Here is a 14,802-nt window from a genome sequence, read left to right as displayed (position 1 = left end):
GTCAAAGCACGCCGGCGCGCTTCCAGCCCAGGTAGCGGCTGATCAGCTCCGGCCCGAGTTCGCTGGGACGCGCATCGAGCACTGGCACGCCGTGGGCCGCGAGCTTCTCGTGGAGGCCGTTGCGCGCATTCAGGTAGTCGATGGTGCCGGTGTAGGCGAGCGCCTGCTCGTAGCGGGCGACCGGCTCGTGGCGCAGGGTGTCGAGCACTTCCTCGCGCAGGCTGGCGACCAGCACCCGGTGCTGGCGGCCCAGGCGTTTCACCGCGCCGAGCAGTTCTTCGTCGTCCTCGTCGCGCAGGTTGGTTACCAGGATCACCAGGGCCCGCCGCCGCTGGCGGGACAGCACCGCCTGCACGGCTTCCGGGAAATCGGCGGGACGCTGGCTGGTCTGCAGGTCGTAGACGGTGTTGAGCAGCGCGCCGAGCTGGGCGCTGCCCTTGCCCGGCGGGAGATGCCGGCGGTCGTCGCCGGCGAAGGTCATGGCGCCCACCGCGTCGCCCTGGCGCAGGGCCACGTAGGCCAGCAGCAGGCTGGCGTTGAGGGCATGGTCGAAGTGCGACAGGTCGCCGTCCTGGCTGCGCATGCGGCGGCCGCAGTCGAGCAGGAAGAGGATCTGCTGGTCGCGTTCGTCCTGGTATTCGCGGGCGATCGGCGTGCGTTTGCGAGCGGTGGCCTTCCAGTCGATCTGGCGCAGGGTGTCGCCGTCGCGGAATTCGCGCAACTGGTGGAACTCCAGGCCGAGGCCGCGGCGCTGGCCGCCGCGTACGCCGATCTGGTTGAGCCAGTGGTCGACCGCCATCAGTTCGGCGCCGTAGAGGCGGGCGAAGTCCGGGTAGACGCGGGTCTCGCCGCGTGCTTCCAGGTAGCGGCGCTGCCGCCACAGGCGCAGCGGGCTGGGCAGTTCCAGCTCGCAGCGGGGAAACACGAAGTGACCGCGGTTGAGCGGCCGCACCCGGTAGCCGACCTCGGTGCTTTCGCCCGGGCGCAGTTCGACCTCCTGCGGCAGGTACTCGAAATCCATGCCGGCCGGCAGGTGATCGAACAGGGTCAGGCGAACCGGACGCCGATAGGTGTGCTGCAGATGCAGACGCACTTCGCTCCAGCGCCCCAGCGGCAGGTTGCCGCTGAGCTGGCGGCTCAGCTTCGGCACCGCCTGGCGGCGCGCCCACAGGGCGTCCAGCAGGCCGAGCAGGAGCAGCGCGGCGAGCGCCGCCCACCAGAATGTATGCAGTTGCGCAGGCAACCGCTGGCCGAGCGCCGACAGGCTGCCCAGGCCGATGGCCAGCAGCAGGAGCGCGGCGAACAGCGCCAGCAGGGCGCGCGATGGCTTCATACGCGGGGGGCCGGTACCTGGTCGAGCAACTGTTGCAGGACCTGGTCCACCGACAGCCCCTCGATGTCCAGCTCCGGAGACAGCCGGACCCGATGGCGCAGGACCGCCAGGGCACAGCCCTTGATGTCGTCCGGCACCACGAACTCGCCGCCGCGCAGCAGCGCCCGCGCCCGGCCGCAACGGACCAGGGCGATCGACGCGCGAGGTCCGGCGCCGAGGGCCAGGCCCGGCCAGTTGCGGGTGGTGCGGGCCAGGCGCACGGCATAGTCGAGGACCTGGTCGTCGATCGGCAGGTCGCTGGCGATCCGCTGCAGGGCGAGAACGTCTTTGTCCTTCAGCAGCGGCCGCAGGTTGGCCACGTCGAGCATGTCGCTGCGCGCGGAGCGGGTCACCTGGCGCACCAGGGTCTGTTCCTCGGCTTCGGCCGGGTAATCGATGCGCAGCTTGAGCATGAAGCGGTCGAGTTCGGCTTCCGGCAGCGGATAGGTGCCTTCCTGCTCGATCGGGTTCTGCGTCGCCAGCACCATGAACGGCTGCGGCACCGGCAGGGCGCGTCCTTCCAGGGTGACCTGGCGCTCCTGCATCACTTCCAGGAGGGCGGCCTGGGTCTTGGCCGGCGCGCGGTTGATCTCGTCCGCCAGCAGCAGGTGGGTGAACACCGGCCCCTTGCGCAGCTTGAACTGCTCGCTGGCGAGGTCGTATACGGCGTGGCCGGTGACGTCGCTGGGCATCAGGTCGGGGGTGAACTGGATGCGCGCGAAGCCGCCGTCGAAGCAGCGCGCCAGGGCGCGTACCAGCAGGGTCTTGCCGAGCCCCGGCACGCCTTCCACCAACACGTGGCCGCCGGCGAGCAACGCGGTGAGCACGTCGTCGATCACTGCGCCCTGGCCGATCAGGGCTTTCTGCAGTTCGGTGCGCAGGGCCTGGGCCAGCTGGCTGGCGCGCTGGCGCTGGAGCGCCGGGTTGGGCGCGGTGCTCGGTTGTTCGGGCGTCTGTTCGCTCATAGGGCATTCCTGAGGCTTTGCAGGTGGGCGACCTGGCGGGTGAAGTCGGCAGCGGAAAGGCGCTGCGCCGGATATGGGCGCATGGCCTGGCTGATGGCGCTGGGTGGCAGGCGGGTCATGCGCCCGAGGATCTGCCATTGCTCGGCGACGCCGAGCTGTTCGAAACCGGGGTGGCGACGCCGCGCCCTGCGCAGGATGTCGCGTTGCAGACCGTGCAGCAAGGCGACGTGGCCGCGCTGGCGGAGGAGGAAGTCGGCGCCGGCGCGCAGGTGTTCCTCCAGTTGCCGGCGCGAACGGCTGGCCACCGGCTGCAAGGGACCCTGGCGCAGCCCTGCGCGCCACAGGCCGGCGAGCAACAACAGCAGCGCTGCCGCCAGGGCCTCGGGGAAGTGGCGGGCGAGCAGGGTGGCGAGGCTGTCGCGTTCGGCGCGGTAGAGCAGGGTCACCTGGTTGTCCTGGGTCAGGTACCAGAGCAGCCAGGCGTTGTCGTACTGCTCGATGTTGCGGTTCTGCCAGATCCAGGCGTCGGTGAGCACCGTGACCAGGCCCTTGCCGTGCTGCATCTGCAACAGGTGGGTGGCGTCGCCGCTGTTGGCCCAGGCGTAGGCGTGGTTCTGCGGATCGTAGAGGTGGTAGTCGGGATCGAAGCCGATGTAGGCCGGCGAGCGCTCGTTTTCCAGGTACAGGCGGGTCAGTGCGGAATAGTCCGGCACGCTGTCGGCGGGCTCTTCTTCCTCGCCGGCGGCTTCCTCCGGCGGCGCTTCGGTCGCATGGTCGTCGACGCTACCTTCGTCGGCGTCGGCGTCGGCGGTTTCCTCGCTGGCCCGGTCCTGGCTGTCGTCGAAGTCCTCGGTCAGGTACTGGCGGATATCCAGGCTGTCGAGCAGCAGGTCGCCGCTCTTCTTCTCGTCCTCGTCCCACAGGCGTTCGGCGATCAGCACCAGGTGCCCGCCCTGCTCGCTCCATTGCAGCAGGCGGCGAGCCTGGCCGGGAGTCATGCCGGAGCGGCTGCCGAGCAGGAGCAGGGTATGCCCGGAGGGCGGCAGCTCCTTGAGGACCTCAAGGCCATCGGCGCGGCTCACCGTGACCCCCTGCTTGCGCAGGAACAGTTCGGCGGCCAGGTAGGGATTGCGCCGGGCCTCCGGCGATGGGCCGAGGTCGATCGTCTCCGTATAGGGTTGCAGGCGGCTGGCCAGGAAGATCGCCAGCAGCCCGGCCAGCAGCAGGAGCACGGCAAGCAGCAGGAAGCGCGCGCGCCGGCTCATCATGGCTTGGCTCCCGCGGCGAAAAGGCTGCGCCAGCCGTCGCAGAGGCGCTGGCGAGCGTCGTCTGCCGGCAGCCGGTGGCCGTAGGCGAGCGCCTGCCATTGGGCGGTCAGCAGTTGGCTGTAGTGCAGCAGCGGCCGTTGTTGCTCCAGTCCTTCGACCAGGCGCAGGACCTCGCCCTCGGTATGGGAGCCCTTCAACGGCAGGCGGTAGTCATGCAGCAGTCGGCTGAGCAGCCCGCGGTAGAGCAGGCCGAGGGCTTCCCGTGGTTTCTCGTTCCAGAGCCGTTCGGCGTTGCCGGCGATGTCGTCGGGCAGGCTTTCCGGACTGAGATCGAGGCCGAACATCACCGTCGGCGCTTCGCGGCGGGCCCGTTGCGGCAAGCCCAGGTTGCCGACGAACAGGCGCAGCCATTCACGGTAGCGCCAGACCAGCAGGAACACCGCGCTGAACAGCAGCGCCCAGAGCAGCACTTCGATGACCTGCGCCGCGTGACGGAACGGCACCCAGTTGGCCAGGGCCTCGAAGAATGCCTTGAGCCGCTCTTCGTCCTCCTTGCGGCTGTCCTTTTTCTCGGTCTTGTCGCCGAAGCGCCAGCCCGTAACGGTCTCGCTGTTCTTGAACGGCGCGCCGTCGACGATCGCCCGGATCTGCTTGCCGGCCTGTTCGCTGTTGAGTTTCTGCCGCAGCAGGCGGGCCTGCTCGGGCGGCAGCTCGGCTTCGCCGGCGCTGGTGGCGGCCGCCGGCTCGGCATAGGCGGAAGGGGCGGGCAGCCAGGCCAGCGAAGCGGTCAGGCCGAGCAGCAGGACATAGGCGCTGCCGACCAGACGCTGGCGCAGGCGGCGGAACACCAGCTCGATGTCCCAGGCCTCCAGTTCGGTGCGCCGGTTCAGGTAGAGGGTGAAGCCGCAGGCCACGTAGATCGGCTCCCAGACTACCAGCACCAGGACGTAGAGCAGGTTCGACAGGTGCTCCAGCCAGAGCCACTCGCCGGCTTCCGGGTCGAGCAGGCTCTGCCAGTTCCAGTCGATCTCGTTCTGCGCCGGGATCAGCAGGTAGAGAAGCATGGCGAAGCCGGCCCAGAGCGCCATTTCCAGGTGCACGCCGACCACTGTCAGCCAGGTCGCGCCGCCGGCGTTGCGCTGGGACAATACGATCAGGCGCTGGCTGCGGGGCTCCCCGGCGAGTCCTTCCAGTTGCAGGACCGGCAGGTCGAAGCTGCGCGTCGGACTGAAGCGGCGCCACAGCAGGCTGGCCGGCAACTGCTTCCTCAGCAGGGCGGGATAGGCGCGCAGGGCCTGCCTCAGGGTTGGCGTATCGCCGAACAGGGCGTGCGAGAGAATATACAGCGGCAGTCGTTCGAAGGCCGGCTTGAGCCACCAGAAGATCAGGATCGCCAGGGTCGGATGCTGCCACAGCAGGAGGCTGAGCACGGCGAACAGCGGCAGGGTCAGCAACGCCCAACTGCCCATCAGCAGGCGCGCATGGCGATGCGCCAGGAGGATGCCGAGGTCGAGCGCTTCCCAGGCGCTGCGCGGGCGGATCGCCACGCTGGCGTCAGTCAGGCGCATGGCGGCTCCGTCCGGCGAACAGGAAGTAGCTGCCGACCAGCAGCCAGAGGACCGCGCCGACCGCGTACTTCACCCGCGGCTCGAAATGACTGATGGAAGACCAATAGGCCTCGGTGAAGGCCGCCAGCAGCAACAGCACGATCACCCCGGCGATCAGTTGCACGCTGCGCCGGGCGGCCAGCCGCAGGGCTTCGCCGCGGGTCAGGCGACCTGGCGCGAGCAGCGCCCAGCCGAGCTTGAGGCCGGCGGCGCCGGCGAAGGTGATGGCGGTCAGTTCGAACGCGCCGTGGCCGATGACGAACGGCCAGAAGGTCTGCACGTAGCCGATCTGCGTCAGGTGGCCGGCCACCGAACCGATCATCAGGCCATTGAACAGCAGGAAGAACAGGCTGCCGAGTCCCAGCAGCACGCCGCTGGCGAAGGTCTGAAAGGCGATGCCGATGTTGTTCATGATGTAGAAGCCGAACATTTCCCAGTCGTCGCTGGTGTCGCGTGCCCCCAACGGACCCAGGCGGGTGGTTTCCGGGGCGTACATAGACTCCATCTCGCTGACCTTGTCCGGGCTGACCACGCTGTAGATCAGGTCGGGAAAGTGATAGACCAGCAGCCCCATGAGCAGGGCGCTGCCGTAGAACAGCAGGCTGGCCACGGCGATGCTGCGCCACTCCTCGCGGACCAGGCGCGGCAGGCCGGCGAGCAGGAAGCCGAGGATGCGGCTGCCGAGGTGGCTGCGGTGCCGGTAGAACTGCTGATGGCCGCGCATCGCCAGTTGCTGCAACTGGTCGATCAGGTGACTGCTGTAGCCGCGCTCCTGGGCCAGCGCCAGTTGCTGGCAGAGGCGCCGGTAATCGGCGGCGAAGTCGTCGCTGGAGCCTTCCAGCTTCTTGCCTTTCTCGAGGAAGGCGAGGCGTTTGTCGAAGCGTAGCCAGGCGGCCTGGTGGCGCTGTTCGAAGAGGCTCTGTTTCATGCGCTCTCCTGACGCAGGCCGAGAAAGCCGCGGGCGATGCCGTTGATCTCGGCCTGGGCGCGTACCGGCTCGACGCCCAGCGGTTCGGCGAGAATGCCCGCCAGTTCCTCGCGGCGTGCCGAGGAAAGCGCCGCGCCGCGTTCGGCGAAACCGAGGAAGGCGCGCTGTTCTTCCAGGCTCATGGGGAAGGGCGGCAGTTGCGGCTCGACGTCAGGCAGGCTGGGCCGGCTCAGTTCGGGTTCGCGGTAGACCACCAGGGTGCCGGCGGCGATGTCGCCCAGGCGCTTGAAGGCCGGATGGTTCAGGCAACAGAGCAGACCGAGGGCGTAGCCGAAGGGCAGGATGTCGGCGAAGCGCAGCAGGTTGCGCAGCAGCGACGCGGCCCAGCCCACCGGAGTGCCGTCGTCGTGGACGACGCGCAGTCCCATCATCTGCTTGCCGGGCGAGCGGCCCTGGTTGAGCACCTCGAAGAGGACCATGTACCACCAGGTCATGATGAAGGTCAGCAGCAGGCCGAGGCCGGCGCCGAGCTTGCCGAGGAACGCCAGGCCGAGCATCAGCACCAGCATGATCAGGCCGCGGATGCAGAGGTCGATGGTATAGGCCAGGGCCCGGGGGACGACGCCGGCGGGACGCAGGAGCAGGTCGATGCCTTCCGGCGTTTCCACGTGGTAGTGGGTGTCGAGGACCTCGGCGCCTGGCCGGGAGGTGGGCGCGACGAGGCGGGCGGCTGCGTTCGGTGGCATCGGGGGGCCGTGTCGGGGAAAGTCAGATGCTAGCCAGCGTGGCGTCATCAGGCAACCGGGCCGCCGCGACGGCCCGGTCTGCACCTCAGTTGCCCAGCGGGCGAACGCCGAAGATGGTGCGGTAGAGAATACCCATGGAGACGACGAACAGCGGGCCGGTCCAGATCAGGCCGATGAACAGCGGGATCATGCTCACCAGCATCAGCAGGCTCAGCACCAGCAGCAGGCCGAACACCTTGAACCAGTGGCGGCTGATGGCCTTGCGCGAGGTTTCCAGGGCCTGCCAGGGCGTCAGGCCGCGCTCGGCCACCAGCGGCAGGGCGAGCATGTAGGCGACGCTCAGGTAGAGACCGGGGATGATCAGCAGGAAGAAGCCGACGTAGACCATCAGCATCATCAGCAGGCCGGTGAGCAGCAGCGGCACCAGCATGCCGAAGTAGTTGAACATTTCGTTGAAGGTCGCCGGCTGGTCGGCGGCGCGGCGGATGCCGATCATGGTCAGGCCGGTGAAGAACGGGTAGCCCACCGCCGTGGCGACCAGGCTGGCGATCATCTGGCCGACCGCGAAGGCGATGGGATCGGCCTCGCTCATCAGGCCGATACCGCCGAAGAGCAGGGTGAGGATGAAGGTGATGGTCTGGATCACCACGCTGTAGACCACGAAGGCGCCGATCAGGATGCCTTTGACGCCCTTGATCTTGGCCCAGGCTTCGCTGATCACGTCGCCGATGCGGAAGTCGTAGTCGCCGATGACCGGCGGCACCGCCTGGGTCGGTTGCAGGGCGCTGGCGGGGGTGGCGTAGGGATTGCTGGTGTCGTTCATGGTGCTGTCCTTGTCAGTGAAACGGGCATCCGTGCGAGCGGAATGCTAGCGAGGGCGGAGGGGACAACGCAAGGTTCGGATGGCAGATATGCGCACTGACGCGCCCTGGCGGGCCGTGCCTACGGCGCTTTCCGTGAGTTCGTTGGAAAACCTGGAAATCCCCGAAGTGGGTCGCGAGCTTCGCGGCAGTCACTGGTAGACTGCCCGGTGCCGCCAGAAAGGGAATGACCGTGAACGCGAGTATTTTTTGGTACGACTACGAAACCACCGGCATCGACCCTCGCCGCGACCGGCCGTTGCAGATCGCCGGGATCCGCACGGACGAGGCGCTGAACGAGATCGGCGAGCCGATGAACCTGTATTGCCGTCCCAGCGACGATATCCTGCCCCACCCTATGGCTTGCCTGATCACCGGCATCACTCCCCAGCGGCTGGCCGAGCGGGGGCTGTCCGAGGCCGACTTCATGACCCGGGTACACGCCCAACTGGCGCAGCCGGCGACCTGCGTGGCCGGCTACAACTCCCTGCGCTTCGACGACGAAGTGACGCGCTACAGCCTGTACCGCAACTTCTTCGATCCCTACGCCCGCGAGTGGCAAGGCGGCAATAGCCGCTGGGACCTGATCGACATGGTCCGTACCGCCTATGCCCTGCGCCCGGAGGGCATCCAGTGGCCGCAGCTGGACGGCCGGCTGTCGCTGAAGCTGGAAATGCTCACCGCGGCGAACGGCCTGGAGCATGGGCAGGCCCACGACGCGCTTTCCGATGTCCGCGCCACCATTGCCCTGGCCCGCCTGATCCGTCAGCGCCAGCCGCGCCTGTACGATTACCTCTACCAGTTGCGCAGCAAGCACAAGGTGCTCGACCAGGTGCGCCTGCTGCAGCCGCTGGTGCATGTCTCCGGACGCTTTTCCGCGGAGCGCCATTTCCTCTCGGTGGTCCTGCCGCTGGCCTGGCACCCGCGCAACCGCAATGCTCTGATCGTCTGCGACCTCTGCGCCGATCCCGCGCCGCTGCTGGAGTTGTCGGCCGAGGACTTGCGCAGGCGCCTGTATACCCGTCGCGACGAACTGGCCGAGGGCGAGTTGCCGGTGCCGCTGAAGCAGATCCAGGTCAACCGTTGCCCGGTGGTGGCGCCGCTGTCGGTATTGCGCGCCGAGGATCGCCAGCGAACCGGCATCGAACTCGAGGAGTGCCAGCGAAAAGCCGAGCTGTTGCGCCAGCATCAAACCGTCTGGGCGGACAAACTGACAGCGCTATATGGCGAAGAAAGTTTCTCCGCCAGCGACGACCCCGAGCAACAGTTGTATGACGGATTTATTGGCGATCGGGATCGACGCCTTTGTGAACAGCTGCGCCTTGCCGAACCGGAGCAATTGGCCAAAGAACAATGGCCCTTCGACGATGCCCGTTTGCAGGAGTTGTTCTTCCGCTATCGTGCGCGAAATTTCCCGGAAACTTTAAATGCAGCCGAGCGCCAACAATGGGAAAGCTTCTGCCGCAATCGTTTGTCCCATGAAGAATACGGCGCACCGAATACTTTGCCGGCCTTCGAGGCGGCGCTGGAGGCTTGTCGGCAAGAGCAGGGCGGCACATTGCCGGCGGTACTTGCGGCCTGGCGCGATTACGCCGCGGAACTGCGTCAACGCTATTCGCTGGAGACTTGAGGGCGCAGGCAGAGGAGCCGATACAATCCGGCGGAAATGAAAAACGCCAGCACTGGGCTGGCGTTCTTCGTGGAACTGACTGGTTTAGCCGAGCAGGGTGGCCCAGCTCTCGACGGCCTCGGGGCCCCACTTGGCTTTCCACTCTTTCAAAGTCTTGTGGTTGCCGCCCTTGGTCTCGATGACTTCGCCGGTGTGCGGGTTCTTGTACTGCTTGACCTTGCGCGCGCGCTTGCCGGCAGGTGCCTTGGCGGTGCGGGTGCTCTTGCCGATCTTGGCGTCCGGATCGAGCAGGGAAATCACGTCACGCAGGGACTTCTGGTAAGTGCCCATCAGCGTGCGCAGCTTCTCTTCGAATTCCAGTTCTTTTTTCAGTTTGTCGTCTTGTTCCAGGGACTTCAGGCGCTCCTGAAGTTCCTTGATGGCTTCTTCCGTGGCGCGATATTCGTTGATCAGGGACATGTCAGGTACCTTGTCTGTGCTGAGTGGCGGTGGCGGGCATGTAAGTAGATTCAATAATAGTCAGGGCGAAACTGTAAGTAAACCGCGATGAAAACTTTTCTCGATGAAATTCAAAGTAATTAATTCCGCATCGGGATTGCCCTGTTGTGCGGGTTTATTCTCTCGCGCAACAGCCTGTCGAAAGACCTTCGCCGAGGCTGAACTTTTCCCGCCATGCCGCTAGAATGGCGGCCTTTCGCGATGTTTCTGGAGTATACCCATGCGCACTTTTCGGCTGGTGATCGCCTGTCCCGACGGGGTCGGGATCGTTGCCAAGGTGAGTAACTTCCTGGCCACCTACAATGGCTGGATCACCGAAGCCAGCCATCATTCCGACAACGATAACGGCTGGTTCTTCATGCGCCACGAGATCCGTGCCGACTCTCTGCCGTTCGACCTGGATGGCTTCCGCCAGGCTTTCGCCCCGATCGCCCGCGAATTCTCCATGGAATGGCGAATCACCGATTCCGAGGTGAAGAAGCGCGTGGTGCTGATGGCCAGCAAGGAGTCCCATTGCCTGGCCGATCTGCTGCACCGCTGGCACAGCGGCGAACTGGACTGCGAGATTCCCTGCGTGATCGCCAACCACGACGACCTGCGCAGCATGGTCGAGTGGCACGGCATCCCGTATTTCCACGTTCCCGTCGATCCGCAGGACAAGCAGCCGGCCTTCGATGAAGTTTCCCGGCTGATCGACGAACATGGCGCCGACTGCATCGTCCTGGCTCGCTACATGCAGATCCTGCCGCCGGACCTGTGCCGCAAGTACGCCCACCAGGTGATCAACATCCACCACAGCTTCCTGCCGTCCTTCATCGGCGCCAAGCCGTATCACCAGGCGTCGAAGCGCGGGGTCAAGCTGATCGGCGCGACCAGCCATTACGTGACCGAGGAACTGGATGCCGGTCCGATCATCGAGCAGGACGTGGTGCGGGTCACTCACCGCGACAACGTCGAAGACATGGTGCGGCTGGGCAAGGATGTGGAAAAACTGGTGCTCGCGCGCGGACTGCGCTATCACCTGGAAGACCGCGTACTGGTACACGGCAACAAGACGGTGGTGTTCGACTGAGTCGGCTTCCCTGGAATGCCGGCCAGGGCCGGCACCCGGAGGAACGAACATGAGCGATCCCAGGTCGGCGGGCACCGCCAGCCCGCCACCGACCCTCGGCGAGGGTTGCACAAGCCGTTACGACATCGACGCCCTCGGCGACGAGGACGGAACCGAGTTTCCCGGCGCGGCCGAACTCTGGCGGCGTATCCAGGAGAGCGCCAGCGAGACGGGCGAGGCTGACGCCGAGGATACGCTCAGGAAGAAGCCTCGCGACTGCTGATCAGCTTCTTCAGCAGCGGGCGTCCGGCGAGCACTGCGAACACCGGGCCGCCGGCGACGAGGTAGAAATAGAAGGTCACCGCTCGCCAGATGACGATGGCCGCCGCCGCCGTCGACTTGCCGATCATGGGGGCCAGCAGGGCCGCCGAGGTCAGCTCGGTGCCGCCGGCGCCGCCGGGGATCAGCGAGAGCTGTCCGGCGCTGAGCGAGACCATCTGGATCAGGAAGGTCCAGGCCCACTGGATGTCCACTCCCAGGCCGCGCAGGGTCAGGTCGAGCACGCTGAAGCGCAGCAGCCAGTGCGTACTGCTGAGAAGGAAGACCGCCAGCAGGCGTCGTTTCGGCAGGCGCAGGCTGTCGTGCAGGGCAATGCGGAAATGCAGGATCTTGCGGCCCCAATGCAGGCGCTTGCGCGATGACACGCCGAGCCGCGCCAGAACCCGTCCGTTGAAGCGGATCACCTGGTGCAGGTAGCGGATCAGCATTACCGCGCCGACGAACAGGCCGATCAGGAATACCGCGCTGAAGATCAGGCTCGATTCCATGTTCGGGCTCAGCGAATGGCTGAGGGCATAGATCAGGATCGCGCCGAGGGCGCAGAGGAAGAACGTCAGGTCGGCCAACTGGTCGACCGCGAACACCGCGCTGGTCTGTGCCGGGCGCAGGCCGCGCCGGGCCAGCAGCGCCATCAGGGTCAACGGCCCGCCGCTGCCGCCCGGAGTGGCGCAGAAAGCGAATTCGCTGGCCATGATGATGCCGACGCTCTGCAATTGCCCGAGCTTGCCGGCGCGCCCGGCGAGCAGCAGGCGCAGGCGCAGGCCGTTGATGAACCAGCAGACCACGATCATGCCGAACATCAGCAGCAGACTGTCCAGCGGGAAGGCGCGCAAGCGCGGGAACATGTCGCTGCCGCCGAGCACCAGCGGAATCAGCGAGGCACCGATCAAACCGAACAGCAGTAACCAGCCTCGACTCATGCCGCGCGGTCCAGGGCGAGGTGGCGCTCCAGCCAGTCGATCTTGGTCAACGGCTGGCGCCCCTCGGATAGCAGGGTGCGCAGGGTACGCAGCCAGTATTCGCGGGAAAAGCGATGGCGCATGTCGACCGGATGGAGTCCGAGACGGATCACCGGCGCTGCGCGCCAGGCCCGGCGGCGCTGCTCGCTGAGCGCCCAGGAGAGGCCGCGACGCCAGGCACTGCGCGCGCTCCAGACCAGGCCGGGGGCCTCGATCGGTTGCAGGTGGGGAAGCAGATACAGGTTGGACGGGTCGCTGGTGTAGCGCAGCCCGCTCTCGCCGAGCGCCTGGCGGGTGCCGGCGCTCATCAGCCAGGCCGGCGCGACGAAACCGTGCAGCGGCCATCCGCGGCGGCGGAACAGCTCGATGCCGGCGGCCAGGCGGGTCTTGGCCTCGGCGTGGTCGAGGGCATAGAACTCTCCCTCCCAGGTGTAGATGCGACGCATGAAGTATTGCCCTGGAGTACGCGGTGGTGGGGCGTCATCGTAGTGATAGAAGCCGTGGAGAGCCAGTTCGTCACCCCGGGTTACCCGCCGCGAGAGCAGTTTGCAGAACTTTTCGTCGGCTTCCAGCGGGTTGCGATGGTGGAAGTCGGGCACTACCAGCCAGGTCATGGGGACCTCACCGAGCGCGTCCACGGCCTCGACGAAGGGCCGGTAGTCCGGCCAGGTTTCCGGGGCCACGTCGTGCAACACCAGCAGCAGGCTGCGTTCAGCCATAGCGCGGGAACCTCGCCTCGCTGTCGCCGAGTACCGCGTGGTAGTGCAGGAGCAGACCGGCGACCACCGCGTCCCAGGCATGCTGGCGCTCGACGTGACGGCGGGCGCGCTGGCCGCGCAGCTCGACGTCGTGGCTGAACAGTTCGCGCACCGCGCAGGCCATGGCGTCGCCGTTGTTCGGTGCGCAGAGCACGCCGCAACGCTCCGGGACTATTTCCGCCAGTGCCCCGGCGCGCACCGCCACCACCGGAATGCCGCTGGCCATCGCTTCGAGTGCGACCAGGCCGAAGGTCTCCTGGTCACCGGCGTGCAGCAGCGCGTCGCTGCTCGCCAGCAGGCGGGCGACTTCGCGGCTGTCGCAGAAATGGTCGACCACGCTGGTGTTGCGCGGAACCCGGGTCGGCATGTTGGAACCCACCAGCAACAGGTGATAGCCGTCGCCGAGGCGCTGGATGGCGTCGAGCAGTACCGGCAGGTTCTTTTCCCGCGAACCGCGCCCGGCGAACACCAGCAGGCGGGTTTCCTCGTCCAGGCCGAGTTCCTGGCGCAGCCCCGGATCGCGGTTGCTCGGATGGAAGGTGACCAGGTCGACGCCCAGCGGTTGTACATGCACGTCGGCGACGCCCAGGCGCATCAGCTTTTCCGCCATTACCCGGCTGGGGGCCAGGACCCGGTCGAAGTGGCCGTACAGCTTGCTGACGTAGTTGTCCGCGTTGGTGCCGAGCCAGGCGCCCATGCGATTGCTCACCAGCAGCGGCAGGTCGGAGTGGTAGAAGCCGATCACCGGCACGTCCAGCCGACGTCGCGCGTCGAGCGCCGCCCAGGCGGTGAGGTAGGGGTCGCCGACCTCGATCAGGTCCGGTTGCAGATTGCGCAGCACCTTGCGCCAGGGGCCGCGACGGAGAGGGAAGCGGTAGCCATTGCCGAATGGCAGCGGCGGCGCCGGCACCTCGTGGATGCCGTTCGCCTGGCGGTAGCTGGCGCCGGGAACCAGCACGCTGTGGCGAATGCCGGGATAGTGCCAGAGATGGCGATGCTTGGCTTCGAGATAGGTGCGTACCCCCCCGCTGGCAGGCGCGTAGAACATGGTCATATCGGCGATGTGCACGATGGGCCTTCCTCCGTTGAGCTTGTTCCTTCTGCCACTCAGTGGACCACCGGCACCGGCAGTCGTTCGAACGGTGTGCGGGAGCCGTGGGTAGCTTCAAGTCTAGGAAAGAAAGCGCGAGCCGGCGCGCTTGCGGCAGCCAGCGCGGGAATAGGTCGCAGAGGGAGCGGGCGGAGAGGAAGGCATGCCTCGGGAGGCATCCTGGCAGGATAAGGGTGAACAACGCCGTTGGCGTTGTTCACCCTACGAATGGCCGGGGGCAGGGCGGATAGCCGCGGCGCGATTATCCGCCGGTTCGGCTACGGCTCGGGCAGTGCTCAGATCTTGAAGCTGTCCACCAGCTGGCGCAGGCGCCCGGCCTGGGTTTCCAGCTCGCCGCAGGCGCGCAGGGTGGCCTGGAGGTTCTCCACGCCTTCCTGGTTGAGGGTGTTGATCTCGGTGATGTCCATGTTCAGCGAATCGACCACCGCGGTCTGCTCCTCGGTGGCGGTGGCCACCGACTGGTTCATCCCGTCGATCTCGGCGATCCGTCCGGTGACGCTGCTCAGGCGTTCGCCGGCACGGTTGGCGATCTCCACGCTTTCAAGGCTGTAGCGCTGACTCTCGGTCATGGTGCTGACCGCTTCCTGGGCGCCGATCTGCAGTTCCTCGATCATCTTCTGGATCTGCTGGGCCGACTCCTGGGCGCGGTGGGCCAGGTTGCGCACCTCGTCGGCGACCACCGCGAAGCCGCGTCCGGCCTCGCCGGCGCG

General features: G+C 66.7%; 15 protein-coding genes. 3 read left to right on the top strand and 12 right to left on the bottom strand.

The window, feature by feature from the left end; all coding sequences use genetic code 11:
* Nucleotide 1: 1 nt before the first annotated feature.
* The 7 genes from ACTJJX_RS06910 to ACTJJX_RS06880 are packed head-to-tail and all read right to left on the bottom strand — an operon-like array spanning nt 2 to nt 7,709.
* Nucleotides 2-1,333: a DUF58 domain-containing protein gene (locus tag ACTJJX_RS06910; RefSeq protein ID WP_003112779.1), complete on the bottom strand. Its 1,332-nt coding sequence runs from the start codon at nt 1,331-1,333 to the stop codon at nt 2-4.
* The gene (locus ACTJJX_RS06905; RefSeq protein WP_003112780.1) at nt 1,330-2,337 is read right to left on the bottom strand and encodes an AAA family ATPase; all 1,008 of its coding nucleotides are present in this window, start codon (nt 2,335-2,337) and stop codon (nt 1,330-1,332) included. The genes ACTJJX_RS06910 and ACTJJX_RS06905 overlap by 4 nt, the downstream gene beginning before the upstream one ends.
* Nucleotides 2,334-3,605, bottom strand: a complete 1,272-nt coding sequence (locus ACTJJX_RS06900; protein ID WP_003101165.1) for a DUF4350 domain-containing protein — start codon at nt 3,603-3,605, stop codon at nt 2,334-2,336. Before ACTJJX_RS06900 ends, ACTJJX_RS06905 begins: the two co-directional genes overlap by 4 nt.
* On the bottom strand, nt 3,602-5,173 hold the full coding sequence (locus ACTJJX_RS06895; protein WP_003120854.1) for a DUF4129 domain-containing protein: 1,572 nt from the start codon (nt 5,171-5,173) through the stop codon (nt 3,602-3,604). Before ACTJJX_RS06895 ends, ACTJJX_RS06900 begins: the two co-directional genes overlap by 4 nt.
* Nucleotides 5,160-6,140 carry a stage II sporulation protein M gene (locus tag ACTJJX_RS06890; protein ID WP_003112783.1) on the bottom strand — a complete coding sequence of 327 codons (981 nt, stop codon included), beginning with the start codon at nt 6,138-6,140 and terminating at the stop codon, nt 5,160-5,162. Before ACTJJX_RS06890 ends, ACTJJX_RS06895 begins: the two co-directional genes overlap by 14 nt.
* Nucleotides 6,137-6,934 carry an RDD family protein gene (locus tag ACTJJX_RS06885; protein WP_004348090.1) on the bottom strand — a complete coding sequence of 266 codons (798 nt, stop codon included), beginning with the start codon at nt 6,932-6,934 and terminating at the stop codon, nt 6,137-6,139. Before ACTJJX_RS06885 ends, ACTJJX_RS06890 begins: the two co-directional genes overlap by 4 nt.
* A gap of 37 nt (nt 6,935-6,971) precedes the next feature.
* On the bottom strand, nt 6,972-7,709 hold the full coding sequence (locus ACTJJX_RS06880; RefSeq protein ID WP_003101171.1) for a hypothetical protein: 738 nt from the start codon (nt 7,707-7,709) through the stop codon (nt 6,972-6,974).
* Between the two features lie 224 nt (nt 7,710-7,933).
* On the opposite strand from ACTJJX_RS06880, the gene sbcB reads away from it, so the two are divergent.
* Nucleotides 7,934-9,376, top strand: a complete 1,443-nt coding sequence (sbcB, locus tag ACTJJX_RS06875; RefSeq protein WP_016852097.1) for an exodeoxyribonuclease I — start codon at nt 7,934-7,936, stop codon at nt 9,374-9,376.
* Between the two features lie 84 nt (nt 9,377-9,460).
* On the opposite strand, the gene mvaT is transcribed toward sbcB, so the two are convergent.
* Nucleotides 9,461-9,835 carry a histone-like nucleoid-structuring protein MvaT gene (mvaT, locus tag ACTJJX_RS06870; protein ID WP_003093888.1) on the bottom strand — a complete coding sequence of 125 codons (375 nt, stop codon included), beginning with the start codon at nt 9,833-9,835 and terminating at the stop codon, nt 9,461-9,463.
* 259 nt (nt 9,836-10,094) lie between these two features.
* Here mvaT and purU point away from each other — a divergent pair, with 259 nt between their 5' ends.
* A complete protein-coding gene (gene purU, locus ACTJJX_RS06865) occupies nt 10,095-10,946 on the top strand; it encodes a formyltetrahydrofolate deformylase (RefSeq protein WP_003101174.1) in 852 nt (283 codons plus the stop codon).
* 49 nt (nt 10,947-10,995) lie between these two features.
* Nucleotides 10,996-11,208, top strand: a complete 213-nt coding sequence (locus ACTJJX_RS06860) for a hypothetical protein (RefSeq protein ID WP_003101176.1) — start codon at nt 10,996-10,998, stop codon at nt 11,206-11,208.
* Here the strand turns inward: ACTJJX_RS06860 and ACTJJX_RS06855 are convergent.
* The 4 genes from ACTJJX_RS06855 to ACTJJX_RS06840 all read right to left on the bottom strand — a co-directional run.
* On the bottom strand, nt 11,183-12,184 hold the full coding sequence (locus ACTJJX_RS06855) for a lysylphosphatidylglycerol synthase transmembrane domain-containing protein (protein WP_016852096.1): 1,002 nt from the start codon (nt 12,182-12,184) through the stop codon (nt 11,183-11,185). The genes ACTJJX_RS06860 and ACTJJX_RS06855 overlap by 26 nt on opposite strands.
* Nucleotides 12,181-12,942, bottom strand: coding sequence for a DUF2334 domain-containing protein (locus ACTJJX_RS06850; protein ID WP_003101179.1), 762 nt, complete (start codon nt 12,940-12,942; stop codon nt 12,181-12,183). The genes ACTJJX_RS06855 and ACTJJX_RS06850 overlap by 4 nt, the downstream gene beginning before the upstream one ends.
* Nucleotides 12,935-14,050: a glycosyltransferase family 4 protein gene (locus ACTJJX_RS06845; RefSeq protein WP_003101181.1), complete on the bottom strand. Its 1,116-nt coding sequence runs from the start codon at nt 14,048-14,050 to the stop codon at nt 12,935-12,937. The genes ACTJJX_RS06850 and ACTJJX_RS06845 overlap by 8 nt, the downstream gene beginning before the upstream one ends.
* A gap of 317 nt (nt 14,051-14,367) precedes the next feature.
* Nucleotides 14,368-14,802, bottom strand: a 435-nt coding sequence (locus ACTJJX_RS06840) for a methyl-accepting chemotaxis protein (protein ID WP_033984907.1), incomplete at its 5' end; no start/stop codon positions are given.

Origin of the sequence: Pseudomonas sp. 22490 (assembly GCF_052044465.1) — a bacterium.
GTDB lineage: Bacteria > Pseudomonadota > Gammaproteobacteria > Pseudomonadales > Pseudomonadaceae > Pseudomonas > Pseudomonas aeruginosa.
This window is presented reverse-complemented; position numbering and strand designations above follow the sequence as displayed.

What these genes read in the sequence shown, in the direction of transcription:
- ACTJJX_RS06910 (WP_003112779.1), bottom strand. Translation starts at nt 1,333, where the DNA reads ATGAAGCCATCGCGCGCCCTGCTGGCGCTGTTCGCCGCGCTCCTGCTG.
- ACTJJX_RS06905 (WP_003112780.1), bottom strand. Translation starts at nt 2,337, where the DNA reads ATGAGCGAACAGACGCCCGAACAACCGAGCACCGCGCCCAACCCGGCG.
- ACTJJX_RS06900 (WP_003101165.1), bottom strand. Translation starts at nt 3,605, where the DNA reads ATGATGAGCCGGCGCGCGCGCTTCCTGCTGCTTGCCGTGCTCCTGCTG.
- ACTJJX_RS06895 (WP_003120854.1), bottom strand. Translation starts at nt 5,173, where the DNA reads ATGCGCCTGACTGACGCCAGCGTGGCGATCCGCCCGCGCAGCGCCTGG.
- ACTJJX_RS06890 (WP_003112783.1), bottom strand. Translation starts at nt 6,140, where the DNA reads ATGAAACAGAGCCTCTTCGAACAGCGCCACCAGGCCGCCTGGCTACGC.
- ACTJJX_RS06885 (WP_004348090.1), bottom strand. Translation starts at nt 6,934, where the DNA reads ATGACGCCACGCTGGCTAGCATCTGACTTTCCCCGACACGGCCCCCCG.
- ACTJJX_RS06880 (WP_003101171.1), bottom strand. Translation starts at nt 7,709, where the DNA reads ATGAACGACACCAGCAATCCCTACGCCACCCCCGCCAGCGCCCTGCAA.
- sbcB (WP_016852097.1), top strand. Translation starts at nt 7,934, where the DNA reads ATGACCGTGAACGCGAGTATTTTTTGGTACGACTACGAAACCACCGGC.
- mvaT (WP_003093888.1), bottom strand. Translation starts at nt 9,835, where the DNA reads ATGTCCCTGATCAACGAATATCGCGCCACGGAAGAAGCCATCAAGGAA.
- purU (WP_003101174.1), top strand. Translation starts at nt 10,095, where the DNA reads ATGCGCACTTTTCGGCTGGTGATCGCCTGTCCCGACGGGGTCGGGATC.
- ACTJJX_RS06860 (WP_003101176.1), top strand. Translation starts at nt 10,996, where the DNA reads ATGAGCGATCCCAGGTCGGCGGGCACCGCCAGCCCGCCACCGACCCTC.
- ACTJJX_RS06855 (WP_016852096.1), bottom strand. Translation starts at nt 12,184, where the DNA reads ATGAGTCGAGGCTGGTTACTGCTGTTCGGTTTGATCGGTGCCTCGCTG.
- ACTJJX_RS06850 (WP_003101179.1), bottom strand. Translation starts at nt 12,942, where the DNA reads ATGGCTGAACGCAGCCTGCTGCTGGTGTTGCACGACGTGGCCCCGGAA.